At 51.0% G+C, this 17,083-nt stretch carries 22 protein-coding genes; 15 read left to right on the top strand and 7 right to left on the bottom strand.

The genetic code is table 11. From position 1 onward, the window contains the following. Positions 1 to 60: 60 nt before the first annotated feature. The 3 genes from JC793_RS07760 to JC793_RS07750 form a co-directional block, all read right to left on the bottom strand. Positions 61 to 459 (bottom strand): CrcB family protein, encoded by a 399-nt coding sequence (locus JC793_RS07760; protein WP_046892401.1) that lies wholly within the window; start codon positions 457 to 459, stop codon positions 61 to 63. Between the two features lie 10 nt (positions 460 to 469). Then, a complete protein-coding gene (gene crcB / locus JC793_RS07755) occupies positions 470 to 850 on the bottom strand; it encodes a fluoride efflux transporter CrcB (protein ID WP_046892402.1) in 381 nt (126 codons plus the stop codon). Between the two features lie 162 nt (positions 851 to 1,012). Then, positions 1,013 to 1,366, bottom strand: coding sequence for a hypothetical protein (locus JC793_RS07750; RefSeq protein ID WP_247717342.1), 354 nt, complete (start codon positions 1,364 to 1,366; stop codon positions 1,013 to 1,015). A gap of 110 nt (positions 1,367 to 1,476) precedes the next feature. Here JC793_RS07750 and JC793_RS07745 point away from each other — a divergent pair, with 110 nt between their 5' ends. Further along, positions 1,477 to 1,980: a DUF4377 domain-containing protein gene (locus tag JC793_RS07745; protein WP_218428077.1), complete on the top strand. Its 504-nt coding sequence runs from the start codon at positions 1,477 to 1,479 to the stop codon at positions 1,978 to 1,980. A gap of 72 nt (positions 1,981 to 2,052) precedes the next feature. Here the strand turns inward: JC793_RS07745 and JC793_RS07740 are convergent, their stop codons facing one another. Beyond that, on the bottom strand, positions 2,053 to 2,385 hold the full coding sequence (locus tag JC793_RS07740) for an MliC family protein (protein WP_107679389.1): 333 nt from the start codon (positions 2,383 to 2,385) through the stop codon (positions 2,053 to 2,055). 346 nt (positions 2,386 to 2,731) lie between these two features. On the opposite strand from JC793_RS07740, the gene JC793_RS07735 reads away from it, so the two are divergent. Next, positions 2,732 to 3,427 carry a hypothetical protein gene (locus JC793_RS07735; RefSeq protein ID WP_218428075.1) on the top strand — a complete coding sequence of 232 codons (696 nt, stop codon included), beginning with the start codon at positions 2,732 to 2,734 and terminating at the stop codon, positions 3,425 to 3,427. Between the two features lie 41 nt (positions 3,428 to 3,468). On the opposite strand, the gene JC793_RS07730 is transcribed toward JC793_RS07735, so the two are convergent. From JC793_RS07730 to fliE, 3 genes are all read right to left on the bottom strand, one after another. After that, on the bottom strand, positions 3,469 to 4,158 hold the full coding sequence (locus JC793_RS07730; protein WP_218428073.1) for a DUF7424 family protein: 690 nt from the start codon (positions 4,156 to 4,158) through the stop codon (positions 3,469 to 3,471). Positions 4,159 to 4,411: 253 nt separating this feature from the next. Then, the gene (locus JC793_RS07725) at positions 4,412 to 4,768 is read right to left on the bottom strand and encodes a hypothetical protein (protein ID WP_218428071.1); all 357 of its coding nucleotides are present in this window, start codon (positions 4,766 to 4,768) and stop codon (positions 4,412 to 4,414) included. Positions 4,769 to 5,438: 670 nt separating this feature from the next. Beyond that, positions 5,439 to 5,750: a flagellar hook-basal body complex protein FliE gene (fliE, locus tag JC793_RS07720; protein WP_218428069.1), complete on the bottom strand. Its 312-nt coding sequence runs from the start codon at positions 5,748 to 5,750 to the stop codon at positions 5,439 to 5,441. Positions 5,751 to 6,024: 274 nt separating this feature from the next. Between fliE and fliF the strand changes: the two genes are divergently transcribed. From fliF to fliR, 13 genes are all read left to right on the top strand, one after another. Then, the gene (fliF, locus tag JC793_RS07715) at positions 6,025 to 7,725 is read left to right on the top strand and encodes a flagellar basal-body MS-ring/collar protein FliF (RefSeq protein ID WP_218428067.1); all 1,701 of its coding nucleotides are present in this window, start codon (positions 6,025 to 6,027) and stop codon (positions 7,723 to 7,725) included. Continuing rightward, a complete protein-coding gene (gene fliG / locus JC793_RS07710; protein ID WP_052927391.1) occupies positions 7,722 to 8,714 on the top strand; it encodes a flagellar motor switch protein FliG in 993 nt (330 codons plus the stop codon). Before fliF ends, fliG begins: the two co-directional genes overlap by 4 nt. Continuing rightward, complete coding sequence (fliH, locus tag JC793_RS07705; protein ID WP_218428065.1) at positions 8,707 to 9,438, top strand: flagellar assembly protein FliH; 732 nt, start codon at positions 8,707 to 8,709, stop codon at positions 9,436 to 9,438. Before fliG ends, fliH begins: the two co-directional genes overlap by 8 nt. After that, a complete protein-coding gene (fliI, locus tag JC793_RS07700; RefSeq protein ID WP_046892411.1) occupies positions 9,435 to 10,799 on the top strand; it encodes a flagellar protein export ATPase FliI in 1,365 nt (454 codons plus the stop codon). The genes fliH and fliI overlap by 4 nt, the downstream gene beginning before the upstream one ends. Positions 10,800 to 10,810: 11 nt before the next feature. Beyond that, positions 10,811 to 11,254, top strand: a complete 444-nt coding sequence (fliJ, locus tag JC793_RS07695) for a flagellar export protein FliJ (RefSeq protein ID WP_046892412.1) — start codon at positions 10,811 to 10,813, stop codon at positions 11,252 to 11,254. After that, complete coding sequence (locus JC793_RS07690; RefSeq protein ID WP_218428063.1) at positions 11,254 to 12,615, top strand: flagellar hook-length control protein FliK; 1,362 nt, start codon at positions 11,254 to 11,256, stop codon at positions 12,613 to 12,615. Before fliJ ends, JC793_RS07690 begins: the two co-directional genes overlap by 1 nt. Positions 12,616 to 12,778: 163 nt before the next feature. After that, the gene (gene fliL, locus JC793_RS07685; protein ID WP_218428061.1) at positions 12,779 to 13,264 is read left to right on the top strand and encodes a flagellar basal body-associated protein FliL; all 486 of its coding nucleotides are present in this window, start codon (positions 12,779 to 12,781) and stop codon (positions 13,262 to 13,264) included. A gap of 5 nt (positions 13,265 to 13,269) precedes the next feature. Next, a complete protein-coding gene (gene fliM, locus JC793_RS07680) occupies positions 13,270 to 14,283 on the top strand; it encodes a flagellar motor switch protein FliM (RefSeq protein ID WP_218428059.1) in 1,014 nt (337 codons plus the stop codon). Then, positions 14,276 to 14,686: a flagellar motor switch protein FliN gene (fliN, locus tag JC793_RS07675; protein ID WP_218428057.1), complete on the top strand. Its 411-nt coding sequence runs from the start codon at positions 14,276 to 14,278 to the stop codon at positions 14,684 to 14,686. The genes fliM and fliN overlap by 8 nt, the downstream gene beginning before the upstream one ends. Before the next feature lies 1 nt (position 14,687). Then, on the top strand, positions 14,688 to 15,155 hold the full coding sequence (gene fliO, locus JC793_RS07670; protein ID WP_218428055.1) for a flagellar biosynthetic protein FliO: 468 nt from the start codon (positions 14,688 to 14,690) through the stop codon (positions 15,153 to 15,155). 8 nt (positions 15,156 to 15,163) lie between these two features. After that, positions 15,164 to 15,904 (top strand): flagellar type III secretion system pore protein FliP, encoded by a 741-nt coding sequence (fliP, locus tag JC793_RS07665; protein ID WP_218428053.1) that lies wholly within the window; start codon positions 15,164 to 15,166, stop codon positions 15,902 to 15,904. A 12-nt stretch (positions 15,905 to 15,916) separates the two neighbouring features. Then, positions 15,917 to 16,186, top strand: coding sequence for a flagellar biosynthesis protein FliQ (fliQ, locus tag JC793_RS07660; protein ID WP_046892418.1), 270 nt, complete (start codon positions 15,917 to 15,919; stop codon positions 16,184 to 16,186). Positions 16,187 to 16,189: 3 nt separating this feature from the next. Next, positions 16,190 to 16,975, top strand: a complete 786-nt coding sequence (gene fliR, locus JC793_RS07655) for a flagellar biosynthetic protein FliR (RefSeq protein WP_218428051.1) — start codon at positions 16,190 to 16,192, stop codon at positions 16,973 to 16,975. The last annotated feature ends 108 nt before the right edge of the window (positions 16,976 to 17,083 follow it).

The following is a 17,083-nucleotide window of genomic DNA, read 5'->3' as shown; positions in this document are numbered from 1 at the left end:
AAAAAAAAGCCTGATCTGTTCCTGCCGGACAGTCGTTCCCTGTCCGGCAGGAACTTTTTACTATCCGGCGGTATTTTTCACTCCGGGCTTCACACAGTTCCCCAAAAATAACCCCGCCATTACCGCAGCAAAACCACCGATCATACTGACCAGCAGATAGGTTATTCCGGTACCCAGCAGCGCCGGAGATGACATTATTTCGAATGTTCCGTACACAAAACTGCTGAACGTGGATAATCCGCCCATAATACCGGTTGCCACCAGCGCATTCACATACTGATTAATCCGGTTACGCTGTAATAATGCCGCCGTTATTCCCAGCAGGAATGATGCAATAATATTAGCCGCCAGGATATCCGCCGGAAAACCATCACTCAGGGACGGTACACCGAGCATCAGTAATTCGCGGCAGATTGCGCCGAATGCGCCGCCAATAAAAATAAGAATGACCATATTCATATTGCTGTCCTCATGCCGCCAGCCAGACACCCAGTGCAGCGGCTGCAAGACCCGCCACAACCGAGAGCAATAAATACACGAAAGCCAGCATCCGCTGTTTTGAATTCACCAGTTTTGCCGCATCCAGCTGCATACTGCTGAATGTGGTATAACCACCGAGAATACCGGTCAGAACAGCCGCATGCAGGAATGAACCAAAGCGGTCATGCCAGTCAATGACGAATAATGTGCTTAAAAAACCGATAATAAAAGCACCGGAGACATTAATAATAAAGGTGCCCAGCGGGAAGTGACCGTGATAACGCTCACCGGTCAGTTTGCCGACCCACCAGCGCAGTAATGATCCGCTGCCGCCGCCGATACCGACCCAGAAAATATCAATTGCTGTCATATAGCCTCACCTGTAAAGACCATCTTCAGGAGAAATACGTACAGCTGATAGTGTAGATCCTCTCTCTTTACTTCTCAATGACCTGAGTGAAACCGGCTGAATTTGTACAAAGATGCCTGAATTGTAATCCGGTTACAGGTTATACCCTGTAATATTCTGTGTTTATACGAAGAACGGATACCAATAATTGATAATCAGCAGAAAAATACTCCCCCCGCCTGCCAGCGCCGCGATTGCCGGATAACGCTGATGCCGTAGTGCGGCAATTACCGGCTCCCGCAGCATATTACGGTAAAAACGGATAAGATCAGCCGGGAATATCAGCGACAACACAACCAGAAAGAATGTACCTGCCAGATAAAGCGTATTCCAATATTCAGCGGAAACAGGTGGTACCCGCTGATCGTTATTTATCCATTTTGCCAGCATAATTCCGGTTACCGTATACAGCGCGGTTCTGAAATAAAAACCGGCCAGCATCATTATAATTTTTATCAATGACTTATATACTTTCATTCACACTCTTTATATGGATAAAAAAACCAGCTATACGGAACTAATCCTGTTTTTACACTGTCGAAAATAAAGTGAAAGTACACTATTTTAACACACATTAAGGACAACTGATGAAATCAGCCTATGTTATTGCCCCTCTCTTCTTATTAATGGCAGGATGCAGTCAGAATACCCTGACAGAGACAGCAACAGATAATACCAAAACGCTCTATATTGATGCTGAACTGGCAGACTGTGTTGGTGTCGCGCCGATGAAATGCATGAAAGTGAAAGAATCACCGGACGCAGACTGGGAATTCTTCTATCAGAACATTGACGGTTTTACTTATGAACCGGGATATCAGTACCGTGTGTCCGTCAAAACCACCAATGTGCCGAATCCGCCTGCGGACGCACCCAATATCCGTTATCAGTTAATCTCTGTACTGAATAAAGATCCGGTTCCGGCAAAAGGTACAAATATTGGCATGGCAAACCCGGCATCTGTGTATTGTCAGCAATCCGGCGGTAAAACAGAAATCGTAAAAGCAGAATCGGGCTGGACCGGTTACTGTAATTTACCGGGCGGTGAGCGGGTTGAAGAATGGACTTATTACCGAAAAAATCATAAATAAGACGATCAAAAAGAGCGGGCTCTGAAGTGACCCGCTCTCTTTATTTATCTGCGATAACAAAAATGCGCTTTGTTATTTCACTAATTTACAGGTACGGCCTTTATCTTCGGCAATACGCCCGTTCACTGTATCATCTTCTGAGATAGTGGCCAGGTTCAGTTCATTTTTTCCGTTTGCCCAAAGCTGGAAAGTCTCCCCGACATAGCGGGCACCGCTGGCAGCCACAGCCTCTTTCAGAACAATAATTTCATCGCTGTATACCATCACTGCCGTTTTGGGATCAGGGAAAGAAACTTTAATTTTTTGCCCTTCACAATTATAGGTATCTGTTTTTGCAGCAAACGCCTGGCCTGATAATAATGCGGAAACTAACGCGACAGCAGATACAGACAAAATTTTACGCATTGAATTCTCCTGAAAAACGAGTAATACAACCTTTCATATTGTTGCGTTATAATTATGCATCCGGTATCAGGAAGCAATATAGGATATCTCTGTAATCCGGCAGTCCTGTTTATTTTTTGCTGTTATGCAGTGATACTTAAATTACGTTATCCCGGACAGTACTGTTATTGGTGAAATTGCGTAGCCGTTATTTAACATTTATTCCGGCTGACTGGTTATCCGGCGCCGGATATTACTATTTTTATGACAGGATGTAATGGTGAAAAAATTATTATCTGCTTCACTTCTTTTATTCTCACTGACTGCTTATTCAGCAGAAAATCAGGATATTGAAGGAATTTGGGCTATGGTGCCGCTTAAAAACGGAATAGCCAATGTTGTACAGTATAATGCAGACGGTACATCTTCCCTGTATTCCTTTAATTGTGCCAAACCGGATATGAAAGAACCCCCTGAAACAGCATCCTACGCCGTGGATAAAAAAAATAATACGATTGTGCTGACTTCCGGCACTGCTATGGTCAGTCTGAAAATTACCGGTATTACGCAAAAAACCATGAAGCTGGAACAGAAAATTAATGATGATTTCAGTGTGTCATTGCTGTATCTGAAAGTCTCTGAAGTGGCGCCTCTTTGCAGTCTTTATACCGGTGAGGTTAATCCGCCGCCGAAAACCGCCTATCAGCCTGACGATTTTATACCTGCACCGGTGATCCCGCCGCACCCGGAACTCCGCCGTTTTGAAGGAAAGTGGCTGTATAATCATGTTGTTCAGATTGAAATCGCAAAAGACAACAAGGGTAATTTTATTCTGAAACTTGACAGTAATCAGAACTGGAATCATCTGTATAATCAGGTGCACTGGGTTGGTGATGAGCTGCATTTCAAATCATATGCGTATTCAGATAAAGAATCACTGTACGATCACCCGTATCATAAATCGCTGTCAGCGACGATTCTCCGGCTGACATCGGATACCACCATGACTCATTCACATATTACCGGAAAAGAACGCTACGACACCGGACTGATAAAACAATAAGCCCCGCCGGGCTTATTGTTTCTGCCGGTTGACCGCAGCGGTTAGTCTTTTTTCATATTCGCCACTAATTTCTCCAGCATTTCGGCTTTATAGAGTACCGGTGCGATATTACCGCTTTCGATTAACGCATTAGAAACGTCAGATAACCTAAAGCGGACCTCTTTAGCTTCAATACCGACACGGCCCGCAATCAGCGGTTTATTATTCGCTTCCGTACCGGTCATAAACACACTCATCGCCGCAATATTCGGGATCGGTAACTGACCTTTTTCCAGCACCAGTGTCATTTGCAGCTTAAGATCGCCGGGGGTGGATTCTTTAGCGGATTTCAGACGCTTAATCGCTTCCGGGGTAATCATAATACCGGCATAGAGTTCGTCATTTGATAAAATGTAAATCTCAGCATTCACCGCTTTCATATCTTCCGCGATAAACCCGACCCCGACAGGAACGGTAAAACTGGCATAGGAATTAAACCGCTCTTTATAACACTCTTTGTATTCCGCACCGGAGAATACCGCAGGCATTTTTTCTTTAATTCTGATCAGACTTTTTGATTCTTTCCGTGAATCTTCGAAATCATTACAGGCCGGTACTTCCACATTGATATTACCGGTGACCAGTTTATGCTCATGCGACACCAGATCGTCCGTATTTACCTTTGTTTCAACATCGACTTTACACCCTGCCAGTAATGAAACAGAGATAAGAACGGGAAGTATTTTTTTCATTTTTTCACCAATATATGTTTCAGATTCATCTATTTAAACATACCGGCAGTGAAATTAAATAAGTCAGGGGAGTTTTTGTGATATCACTACAGGGTGGCAGGGAAAAGGTTACTGCGTGTGACTGCCGGGGCCTTGTGACACTCTGTTGCCGGCACTGAAATTAATCACGATAGCGGCGGGATATTTGTGGCTTAATCCGGCAAAAAATAAGCCCCTTCCGGGGCTGATTTACTCTTACCGGTGTTTTCCCGGCTTACTTATAGGATGCATCAAACTGTGTCCCTTTAGCCTTGCCATCTTTAATCTCACAAATAACTTTTTGCGCCTTTAAGTTCATCCATACTGTTGATTCGTAAACTTCATTTTCAATATCCCGCTCAACGGTGATTGGATATTCTGAAAAATTAGCAGCACGGCTCAGTATCCTGTCCTTACATGATTTTATATCCGCAACATCACCACCGCCTGTTTCTTTGTATTCAGTAACAGCCGGATATTTTCCGGATTCAATCATTTTATGCAGTTGCTCTGATGAATATCCTTTTCCTTCTTCAGCATAGGCGCCAAAGGCAAGCATGGCTGCAACTGATACTATCAATAACTTTTTCATAGGTACCACCGTTTAGTTTTAACGCCATGATACTAAGCGATACGTACTCTGTTTGTAGTAAGAAAGAACCGAAACATTGCGGATACTGATGTTTTGTCACACCCTCTTCCTGCTTACCAACCGGCGCTTTCCTTCAGTCAGATCATCATGACCAGGCTGACGCGGCAATTAATAAAGCGATTGGTAAAAATCCGTAATACACATTATGCAGCAACAGCGAATGCAAACAGTACCGGCAGAATTCCTGCAATGAGCGGGGAACTAAAAGTATAAAACATGGCAAACATGGTAATCACAATTATCATCCTTAATTAGTTTTGTTCCAATTACTATACCACCCTATCCCGCCCCCGGGATATCAGCAGGTAAACAACATGAAAACCAAACCTTGTCGCACTGTGCGCGGTGCGTATTGTCACACCTCGGGCCGGGCGGAATAAACACGTTCCGCACCGGGTTGAGTATTCAGCACTCGTAATTATCACCGCCATAGCTGTTATCCCGGCGGCGATGTAAGGGGAATTTATTCAGATAACTTGCGGCCACTTCAGCGTTTCAGGAAGAAGCAGTAAGCTGTGTGCCCCGTCGCGGGAAGATATCGGCTTCTCCGCCAAGACAACCACAGACACAAAAAATATATTTAATCTTTCATATCAATATGTTAACGCCATCACACCGGCATTGACATAATTTCCTGGTAAGCGGCCACCAGTTTATTACGTACCTGAATACCCATTTGCAGGCTCAGGCTTGCTTTCTGCATATCCACCATAACATCGTTAAGGGAGATATCCGCTTTACCCAACGTGAAATCTTCCACCTTTTTCGCTGAATTCACACGGGTGGTATTGATCTCATTAACCGCTGAGATCAGATGATCACCGAACCCCGGTGCATCAACGACCGGTTTCGTCTGGCTTGCTGCCTGTGCTGCTGTTACATTCAATTGGGAGATGACTCCCTCAATTGCCTGAATTGTCATGTTTTTTCTTCCGTTAACAGGGATGAATGCGTACAGCGGAAATCATTTCCGGCTGAAAAAGACATCTGTCACATTCTATTGCCTGCATACCCTAACACACCCTTTTTAACTTGAAGCCCGTAAATAACACCAAAATCACGGGCTGATTCTGTCATTAGATTTGTGATTTGCAGGGAATAATAGCAGCGTAAAAAAGTGACGTTACAAAGAGGGAAATTACGTTGTTTCGCCAAAACTATTTTCACCCGTCAAATCTGCAAGGCAGGGAATGTTTATGAGTGCCGCACCACAAGACACCGGAGATACCAAAAAGGGATTAGCCCTGATTATTGACCGCATTAAGGCTGATCCGAAGGTTCCGCTGATGGTCGCCGGCGCTGCCGCAATCGCCATTATTGTTGCATTGTTCCTCTGGATGCGCAGCCCGGATTACCGCGTTCTGCTCAGCAACCTGAGTGCCAAAGACGGCGGCGATATCGTCGGTCAGCTGACACAGATGAATATGCCTTACCAGCTCGCGGATAATGGCAGTGCCATTCTGGTTCCTGCCGATAAAGTGCATGAACTGCGCCTGAAACTGGCGCAGGCCGGTCTGCCGAAAGGCGGTAATACCGGTTTTGAACTGCTGGATAAAGAACAGTTCGGTATCAGTCAGTTCAGTGAGCAGGTGAACTACCAGCGCGCCCTTGAGGGGGAACTGTCACGCACGATTGAATCACTCAGCCCGGTACAGACCGCGCGGGTGCATCTGGCTATTCCGAAGCCGACCCTGTTTGTCCGTGAGCAAAAATCACCGACAGCGTCCGTCACCGTCGGATTACTGCCGGGCCGCGCACTGGATGAAGGCCAGATCAGTGCAATTGTGCATATGGTCTCCGGCAGTGTGTCCGGATTAACATCATCCAACGTTATTATTGTTGACCAGGCCGGACGCCTGCTGACAAACAATGATAACAGCCAGCAGTCTGTCAGCACGTCGCAGATGCGTATGACGCAGGAAACTGAAGCCCGCCTCAAACAGCGTATTGAAGATTTGCTCGCCCCGCTGGTCGGCCGCGCCAACGTACAGGCACAGGTCACCGCTCAGGTGGATTACTCCAAAGTTGAGCAAACCGCTGAAGAATACAAACCAAACCAGCAGCCGGATTCCGCCGCTGTCCGCTCACGTCAGAGCAGCCAGAGTCAGCAGAACAGCAACGGCGGCCCGGGCGGCGTACCGGGTGCATTATCCAATCAGCCGGTCAGTGCCCCTTCCGCCCCTGTTGAAACAGCAAAAGCGGATACAAAAGATAACAAAAATGCATCCCCTGCCGATAATAACCGTAACAGCAACATTAATTCGCAGAGTGATGAAACCACAAACTACGAAGTGGATCGCAAAATCAGTCACACCCAGCGCCAGATCGGTGTGGTTGACCGTCTCTCTGTTGCGGTGATTATTAACTGGCTGCCGCAGAAGAAAGAAGACGGCAGTGAGGAAATGCAGCCACTGCCGCCGGAGATGCTCAAAGAGATTGAATCACTGACCCGTGAAGCAATGGGCTATTCCTCCGGCCGCGGTGACAGTCTGAGCATCACCAACTCCCGCTTTACCGATGAAGGTCCGCTGACCGAAGAGCCGTCTGTCTTCACAAGCCCGGTCATCATTGCGCAGGCACTGGAGTACGGCAAGATTCTGCTGCTGTTACTGGTGGGCTGGCTGCTGTGGCGCAAAGGTATCAGACCGCAGTGGCAGCGCTACCGCAAAGCACAGCAGGCGGAAGCGGAAGCCCGTATGTTTAAGGCGACTCAGATGAAAACCCCGCTCGTGGCTGATGATGTTATCAGTGACGACATGGACGAGAAAACCCGCCGCCGCCTGACCCGTCAGCGTGTCAGTGCCGAAATTCAGAGCCAGCGTATCCGTGAGATGGCGGATAAAGATCCGCAGGTTGTGGCAATGGTTATCAGTCAGTGGTTAGGAAAAGCACAATGAATTTAAGCGGAACAGAAAAGAGCGCCGTCATGCTGATGACGCTCGGTGAAGATCAGGCCGCCGAGGTCTTTAAACACCTGAACAATAAAGAAGTCCAGCAACTGAGTATGGCGGTTTCCAATATGCGCCAGGTTTCCAACGCCGAACTGGCGGAAGTCCTGACGGAATTTGAGGAAGCGGCGATTCAGTACGCGGCGCTGAACATCAATACCAATGACTATCTGCGTTCCGTGCTGGTCAAAGCGCTGGGTGAAGACCGCGCCGCCAGTCTGCTGGAAGATATCTTCGAGAAACACGAAAGTGCGTCCGGGATCGAAAGCCTCAACTACATGGAACCGCAGACGGTGGCCGATATTATCCGCGACGAGCATCCGCAGATTATCGCCACCATCCTGGTGCATTTAAAACGCAACCTGGCCGCCGACGTACTGGAGCTGTTCGACGAACGCCAGCGCAACGACATCATGCTGCGTATCGCCACCTTTGGTGGTGTGCAGCCGGCAGCACTGGCAGAACTGACCGAAGTTCTCAACAACCTGCTGGACGGCCAGAATCTCAAACGCAGCAAAATGGGTGGCGTGAGAACCGCAGCCGAGATCATCAACCTGATGAAGAGTCAGCAGGAAGAAGGTGTTATCGGTGCAATGCGCGATTACGACGGCGAACTGGCACAGCGTATTATCGACGAAATGTTCCTGTTCGAAAATCTTATCGAAGTGGACAACCGCAGTATCCAGCGCATCCTCCAGGATGTCTCCAACGACTCGCTGGTCATTGCACTGAAAGGCTGCAACGAAGAGCTGCGTGACCACTTCCTGCGCAATATGTCGACCCGTGCGGCTGAAATTGTGCGTGATGATCTGGAGTCCCGTTCTCCGGTACGGATGTCACAGGTTGAGAATGAACAGAAATCCATTCTGCTGATTGTCCGCCGTCTGATGGAAACCGGCGAAATTGTGATTGGTGGTGGTGACGATGTCTATGTCTGATAAGGAAAACGCCGGTCTGCCGTGGAAACGCTGGCAGCCGCGGGAGCTGAACCAGTGGGATCTCAATTCCTCTGTACTCCCTGCCCTGTCCGATGAGCCGGAGCCGGAAAAGCCCAAAGTTCCCTGCCTCGAGCCGAAAGAAGTGCTCGAGCAGATCAACCTGCTGGATAACCTGAAAGAAGAGGCGCAGCGCAGCGGTTTTCAGTCCGGTCATGAGCAGGGAGAAAAAGCCGGTTATGATGCCGGGTTTGCCCGGGGTTTGCAGGAAGGAGCGGAACAGGGGCGTCAGCAGGTACTGGCAGAGCAGCAGCCGGTTACTGAAGCCTGGCAGAAACTGTTATCTGAGTTCAGTTACTCACTCGACAGCTTTGACAGCGTGGTGACCCCAAAACTGTTACAGATTGCCCTGACCGCCGCCCGCCAGGTGCTCGGACAGCCTGCGGTCTGTGACGGCACGGCGCTGCTGGAAGAGATCAGCCGCCTGCTTCAGCAGAAACCGCTGTTTGCCGGTCAGCCGGAACTGCGGGTCAACCCGGTACATATTGAGATGCTGGAGCAGCATCTCGGCACCCAGCTCAGTCTGAACGGCTGGCGTCTGGTACCTGATCCGCAACTGCATGCGGGCGGATGCCGTGTGGTGGCGGATGACGGTGAAATTGATATGAGTGTTGCCACCCGCTGGCAGGAGCTGTGCCGGTTATACGCGCCGGAGACATTATCATGACCGCGCGGATTGGCCGCTGGATAGGCGCGCTGGAAGGCTTTGAATCACGGATGTCCGGTGTGGCGATGACCCGCCATTACGGGCGTCTGACCAAGATTACCGGGCTGGTGATGGAAGCCGAGGGCATTAAAATGCCGCTCGGTGCCACCTGCTTTATCGAGCGTGTGATCAACGGAAATACCGAAGAAGTCATCTGCGAAGTCGTCGGTTTTAACGGACCGCGTATGCTGCTGATGCCGCTGGCTGAACTGGACGGTATCGCGCCGGGTGCACGTGTCTATGCACAATCCACCGGAAGCGGCGGGCAGACCAGCCGTCAGCTGCCGCTGGGTGATGAGCTTCTTGGCCGTATTCTGGATGCCTCCGGCAACCCGCTGGACGGCAAAGGGCCGCTGGATGCCAAAATCCGCGCTCCGCTTACCACGCCGCCGATTAACCCGCTGGAACGTTCACCGATTAAGGATGTGCTGGATGTCGGTGTCCGCGCTATCAACGCCCTGCTGACCGTCGGGCGCGGTCAGCGGATGGGGCTGTTTGCCGGTTCCGGTGTCGGGAAAAGTGTGCTTCTCGGCATGATGGCGCGTTTCACACAGGCAGACATTATTGTGGTCGGTCTGATTGGTGAGCGCGGTCGTGAAGTCAAAGATTTTATTGAAAATATCCTCGGCGCGGACGGATTAAAGCGCGCCGTGGTGGTGGCCGCCCCGGCGGACGTTTCCCCGCTGCTGCGGATGCAGGGTGCGTCTTATGCCACGCGGATCGCGGAATATTATCGTGATCTGGGTCGCAACGTGCTGTTAATTATGGATTCACTGACCCGTTACAGTATGGCACAGCGTGAAATTGCGCTCGCCATCGGAGAACCGCCTGCCACAAAAGGCTATCCTCCGTCCGTGTTCGCAAAATTACCGGCACTGGTCGAACGGGCAGGTAACGGCAAAAACGGCGGTTCGGTGACGGCGTTTTACACTGTTCTGACCGAAGGGGATGACCAGCAGGATCCGATTGCTGACTCCGCGCGGGCCATTCTTGACGGCCATATCGTGCTTTCACGATCGTTGGCTGAATCCGGACACTACCCTGCTATCGATATTGAAGCCTCCATCAGCCGTGCCATGACCGAGCTGATTGAGAAAAGTCATTACCGGAAAATTCAGCGCTTTAAACAACTGACCTCGGCTTACCAGCGCAACCGCGACCTGATCAATGTCGGTGCTTACGCGGCGGGCAGTGATCCGATGCTGGATGAGGCTATTCAGCTGTTCCCGTATATGGCGAAGTTTCTGCAACAGGATATCGATGAGCGCTGTGATTACCCGGCCGCCTGTGAGCAGCTCAGTCAGGTGATACCGGACGCATAACGAGGTCATCAATGTCAAATACGCATGCACTCACCACACTGTTAAATCTGGCCGAAGATGCCGCCGAAGAGGCGGCTAAAGTGCTGGCGCAGGTTCGTCAGACACACACGCAGATGAGTCAGCAGCTGACCATGCTGGAGAATTATCAGGCAGATTACCGGCAGAAACTGAATCAGACACTGCATACCGGAATGGCTGCCGATAAATGGCAGAACTATCAGCAGTTTCTGGTCACGCTCGAGCTGACTATTGAGCAGCAGCAGGGCCAGCTGACATTGTGGGAGCAGCGGGTCAGTGATGCCAACCGTCACTGGCAGGAAAAACAGCAGCGCGTCAATGCCTTCGATACGCTGATCCGCCGTGCGGATCATGCAAAAAATCAACGACAAAACCGGCTGGAGCAAAAACAGATGGATGAATTTGCCCAGCGCGCGACTTTATGGAGAACCCGTTAATGGATGTCAACGCCGGTACCAAAGCCGTCAGCTCCGCTGACAATGCACTGAATAAACAGGAATCACCGCGTGCGGAAGATGTACAGGCAACCGCCCTGCCGTTTCAGGCAGTGATGGATGCACAACAGCCGCGCCCGGAAAAACCGGCACAGGCAGTACATGCAGTGAAACAAACCCGCAACGATGCTGCACATAAACAGGCGGCAGACAGCAAAACGGCTGCTGCGCAGGGAAAACAGACCGGTGCGGATACGATGGCACAGCTGAATTTCTCACGCCGCCTTGCCGGAGATACGGCCTCGCCGGCGCTGGATGCAAAACTGCTGACCACCGGGGATGATGCACCTGCATTACCGCTGACAGAAGGTGAAGCGGACAATGCCCTGGCTGCGCTGCTGAAAGAACGGCTGACCGGACGCGAAAGCCGCACTGCGGATAAAGCGGCTGCCGATACAAAGCTGCATATTGATGACAGCGGAAAAAACAGCGCCAAAACCACAGATCTGCCGGAAGAGGTGCTGACGAAGACCAGTGATAAGCCTCTGCTTACGGATGAAAATAATGATGCCCGCACCCTGTTTGTTGATGATAAATCCAAACCGCGCGTGGATCAGCCGCGTTTTTCACTGACCGATGCCCAAAAACCGGATCAGAACACGCTGCCGGATGATTTCCTGCCGCTGAATAAGAAATCCGCGGATACCTCCGTGCCGTTATCTCTGGCTTCCGCCGCTGATAACAGCGCCGATAACAGCAAGAGCGCATTCAGCATCAAAACAGAAAGCTGCGCCTTTCAGACGATAACCGCGCCGGGCAGTCATACTGCTGTGCAGAGCCCGGCACTGATGCCAACTGCGGCACAAAGTACCTCAGCTCAGACAAATGCGCCGGTGGCTCAGCCCGCCATGCAGCTGACCGCCCAACTCGGCAGTGAGTTGTGGCAGCAGCAGGTCAGTCAGAATATGCTCTATTTCTCCCGTCAGGGATTGCAGCAGGCACAGTTGCGTCTGCATCCGGAAGAACTGGGCTCACTGAATATCCATCTTAAAATTGAGGATAATCAGGCGGTTATGCACTTTGTTTCTCCGCACAGCCACGTCCGTGCTGCTATGGAATCCATGATGCCGGTTCTGCGTAACGCCCTTCAGGAGAGCGGCATTCACCTGGCACAGAGTTCCGTCGGGCAGGAATATCACGGTGATCAGCAAAGCGGCGGTGACGATCGTCACAGCAGTAACAGTGCTGATGCCGTGGCATCCGCCGGTGGTATCAGTGGTGTAAATATCAGCACAGATACCATTTCCCGTCCTGCGGCACTTCACGATGCCCGCGCCCGCGGCGGGATCGATACCTTCGCCTGATTTCAGCGCATAACGGCGGTACAGGGACTAAAGCCCCGAGTTACCGCCTTTTTGCTTCGTTTTTCCCCCCTTTAGTCCTTCAGAAGCACGCCATAATGGACGGGCTTACAGAGTATGAAACCCCTGACGGGTTTTGCTATCAAGAAATAGGAATTCAGTTAACATGTCGTCTTCACGCAATGCCTCAAAAGGTTCCAATACCGGGTTACTGGTTATCTTCGCCCTGATTGCCCTCGCAGGAGCAGGTTTCGGGGGTTACAGCTGGTGGTCTTCTCAGCAGGACAACACCACCGCCGGTACCGCAGACGAAATACGGGCCAACATGCCTGAGCCTATCTTTATGGGCATTGAACCGTTTACCGTGAACCTTCCCGGTGCGGATAACGGCCGTGATCGTGTGCTGTATATTGATATGACACTGCGCCTGGCCAATGAGCGTTCCCGCAAACAGCTTCATGAATATCTGCCGGAAGTCCGCAGCCGCCTGTTACTGCTGCTCTCTCAGCAATCACCGCAGGTCCTCGGCACCCACGACGGCAAACTCCGGCTGATGACGGCAGTTAAAACCACCTTAGCCCCGACATTAGTACAGGGACAGCCGGATCAGGAAATTTCGGATGTGTTATTCACCACCTTTATTCTCCGGTAAAACTGATGAGCGATAATATTTTATCTCAGGCAGAGATAGACGCGCTGCTCAATGGTGACTCGCCGTCAGAGCCGCAGCCTGCCGATACAGCACAGGGTAAGGGTAAGGACAAAGTCCGCCCTTATGACCCGAATACCCAGCGCCGCGTGATCCGCGAGCGTATGCAATCCCTGGAAATTATTAACGAGCGCTTTGCCCGTCAGTTCCGGATGGGATTGTTCAATATGCTGCGCCGCAGCCCTGATATCACCGTCGGTGGTATCAAAATTGAACCTTATCATGAATTTGCCCGCAACCTGCCGGTGCCGACCAACCTGAACCTGGTGCATATGCCGCCGCTGCGCGGAACGGCGCTGTTCACCTTTGAACCGGCACTGGTCTATATCGCCGTGGATAACCTGTTCGGCGGTGACGGCCGTTTTCCGGTCCGTTCTGAAGGCAAAGAATTCACCAATACAGAACAGCGTATTATCCACCGCATGCTGAAGCTGGCACTGAATGCCTACCGCGATGCCTGGAAGCCGATTGCTGAACTGGATGTGGAATATGTGCGTTCTGAAATGCAGGTGAAATTCACCAATATCACCACCTCCCCCAACGATATCGTGGTCACCACCTCTTTCCTGGTGGAAATCGGCAATACCGTGGGTGAGCTGAGCATCTGTATTCCGATCGCAATGATTGAACCTATCCGCGAGCGGCTGATTAACCCGCCGATGGAACACGGTCATCAGGAAAATGAAGCCTGGGTTTCCAGCCTGGTCACTCAGGTGAAACATTCCGAGCTGGAGCTGGTGGCGAACTTTGCTGAAATCCCGTTGCGGATTTCAAAATTACTGCAACTGCAAAAAGGGGATGTGATCCCGGTGGAGAAACCGGATCGCCTGATCGTCAGTGTGGATGGCGTACCTGTCCTGACCAGCCAGTATGGCACCCGGGACGGGCAGTATGCGTTGCGTGTGGAACATTTGATTAATCCTGTATTAAACACTCTGGACGAGGAAAAAACCAATGAGTGAGGCGAACAACACTCCTGATATGAACCCGGAACACGATGGCGAGTCTCTGTGGGCAGAAGCAATGGAACAACAAAAAAAAACAGAAACCGGGAGCAGCCAGGCGTTTGATAATCTCGACAGCCAGAATCCGCTGAATCAGCTGTCTGATATCAATCTGATTATGGATATCCCTGTCCGTCTCTCTGTTGAACTGGGCCGGACAAAAATGACCATCAAGAAGCTGCTGAGTTTATCCCAGGGCTCTGTGGTGGCACTGGACGGACTGGCCGGTGAGCCGCTGGATATCCTGATCAACGGCTATCTGATTGCCCAGGGTGAAGTGGTGGTGGTTTCCGATAATTACGGTATCCGCATCACCGATATTATCACCCCGTCAGAACGTATGCGTCGTCTGAGCCGCTGATATGACACCGACCGCTTCCGGAAACCCCGTTTTACCGGCCGCAGAGAAAACGGCAGACAGTGCCGTTTTTTCTTCTGTTTCCCTGACGCCGCCTGCCGTTGGTTCTCAGGCAATTAACAGCACGGACAGCCTGATTCAGGTGTCCGGTGCCCTCAGCGGCATTATCCTGCTGATCCTCGGTCTGACCTGGTTTATCCGTAAATTCGGTTTTACGGCAAAACTGGCCGGGAAAAACCCGCTGCTGACAGTCAGAAGCACCTGCTCTCTGGGTAATAAAGAGCGCCTGGTGGTGGCGGAAATTCAGGGAGAGTGGCTGGTACTGGGCGTCACCGCGCAGTCGGTTAATCTGCTGCACCGCTGCCCGGCCGATCCGGCTGCGGTGACCGATGCCCCTTCCGCCTTTCAGGCGCTGCTGAAAACCAAACGTGCCGCCGGTAAAAATGCGGCACCGGCTGACGAACCACGCTGAGATTTTTCATGATGTTATTGTTCAAACGCGCCATTCCGGCTCTCGCTCTGTTTCTGCTGGTTCCGCAGGCTCACGCTTCATTACCGGGTGTCGTCAGTCATGTGCTGCCGGACGGCGGCCAGAGCTGGTCTCTGCCGGTTCAGACCCTGCTGTTTCTGACACTGCTGGGCTTTATTCCTGCCCTGCTGCTGATGACAACCAGTTTTACCCGCATCATTATCGTGCTGGGATTATTACGCAACGCCCTGGGAACGCCCTCCGCGCCCCCCAATCAGGTTCTGCTGGGTCTGGCCCTGTTCCTGACCTTTTTTGTGATGTCGCCGGTCTTCGATAAAGTCTACGAAGATGCTTACCGTCCGTTCAGTGAAGACAAAATCAGTCTGGAAACGGCCCTTGACCGGGGCACCGCACCGCTGCGCACCTTTATGCTCGGCCAGACGCGCGAAAATGACCTGGCGCTGTTTGCCCGTATCGCCAAAACCGGTGAGATTCAGGAAGCCAAAGATGTGCCGATGCGTATCCTGATCCCGGCCTTTATTACCAGTGAACTGAAAACCGCTTTTCAGATTGGCTTTACCCTGTTTATTCCGTTCCTGATTATTGACCTCGTGGTGGCCAGTGTACTGATGGCGCTCGGGATGATGATGGTACCGCCCGCCACGGTTTCCCTGCCCTTTAAGCTGATGCTTTTTGTGCTGGTGGATGGCTGGCAGTTACTGCTCGGTTCGTTATCACAAAGCTTTTTTTAGTCAGGAGAGAATATGACACCGGAATCCGTAATGGCGATGGGCACTGAAGCCATGAAAATCGCCCTGATGCTGGCAGCCCCGCTGCTGCTGGCCGCGCTGGCCGCCGGTCTGCTGATAAGCCTCTTACAGGCTGCCACACAGGTGAATGAAATGACCCTGTCATTCATTCCGAAAATTCTGTCTGTTATCAGTGTGATTGTGATTGCCGGCCCGTGGATGCTCAATCTGCTCACTGACTACATGCGCACATTGTTAACCAATCTGCCGTTCATTATCGGCTGACCTATGCTAAGTATCACCAGTGAAACACTGACGCTGTGGCTCAGCCAGGGATTTTATCCGTTTATCCGGGTACTGGCACTGCTGGGAACAGCACCGTTTTTCAATGAAAAGCAATCGATCAGTAAAGTGCGGGTGATGCTGGCATTCTTTACTGTCCTGATTGTCTCCCCGCAATTGCCGGTGGTGAATATCCCGCTGTTTTCCGCTCCCGGTTTATGGGTGATTTTACAGCAGGTGGTTATTGGTGTGGCGATGGGACTGACCATGCAGATGGCATTTGCCGCTGTCCGTCACGCCGGTGAAGTGATCGGTCTTCAGATGGGCTTATCTTTCGCCACCTTTTTCGACCCGAGCGGCGGGCCGAACATGCCGATTCTGGCGCGGATACTCAACCTTATCACCCTGCTGCTGTTTCTCGCGTTTGACGGGCATCTGTGGCTGATCCACATCGTGATAAGTTCGTTTGACCTCATACCGGTACAGGTCACCCCGCTCAACCGCGAGGGGTTCCGTATGCTGGTACAAGCCGCTAACCATATCTTTCTCAACGGATTAATGCTGGCATTACCGTTTATCACGCTGTTCCTGATTCTTAACCTGGCATTAGGTATTCTGAACCGGATGACACCGCAGCTGTCTGTTTTTGTGGTGGGTTTTCCGCTGACACTGACTGTCGGTATCAGTATGATGGGTCTGATTATTTCCGTTCTGCCGGGATTTACCGAACGCGTGATCCATCAGGCGTTCGAGCAGCTATCACTTATTTTAAATCTGTTTGCTTTACAGTAACTGCTTCTGACTCATATCCGGCGTCATAACCGCATAAATATCCGCTACCCCCTGTTAATAAAAAAACCGGTAATCACCGAGAAAGTGATTACCGGCTCCGGTAATGGC

The sequence above is a fragment of the Morganella morganii genome, assembly GCF_019242955.1.
Taxonomy (GTDB): Bacteria; Pseudomonadota; Gammaproteobacteria; order Enterobacterales; family Enterobacteriaceae; genus Morganella; species Morganella sibonii.
Note: the sequence above shows the minus strand (reverse complement) of the source record. Positions and strands in the feature narration are given on the sequence as shown.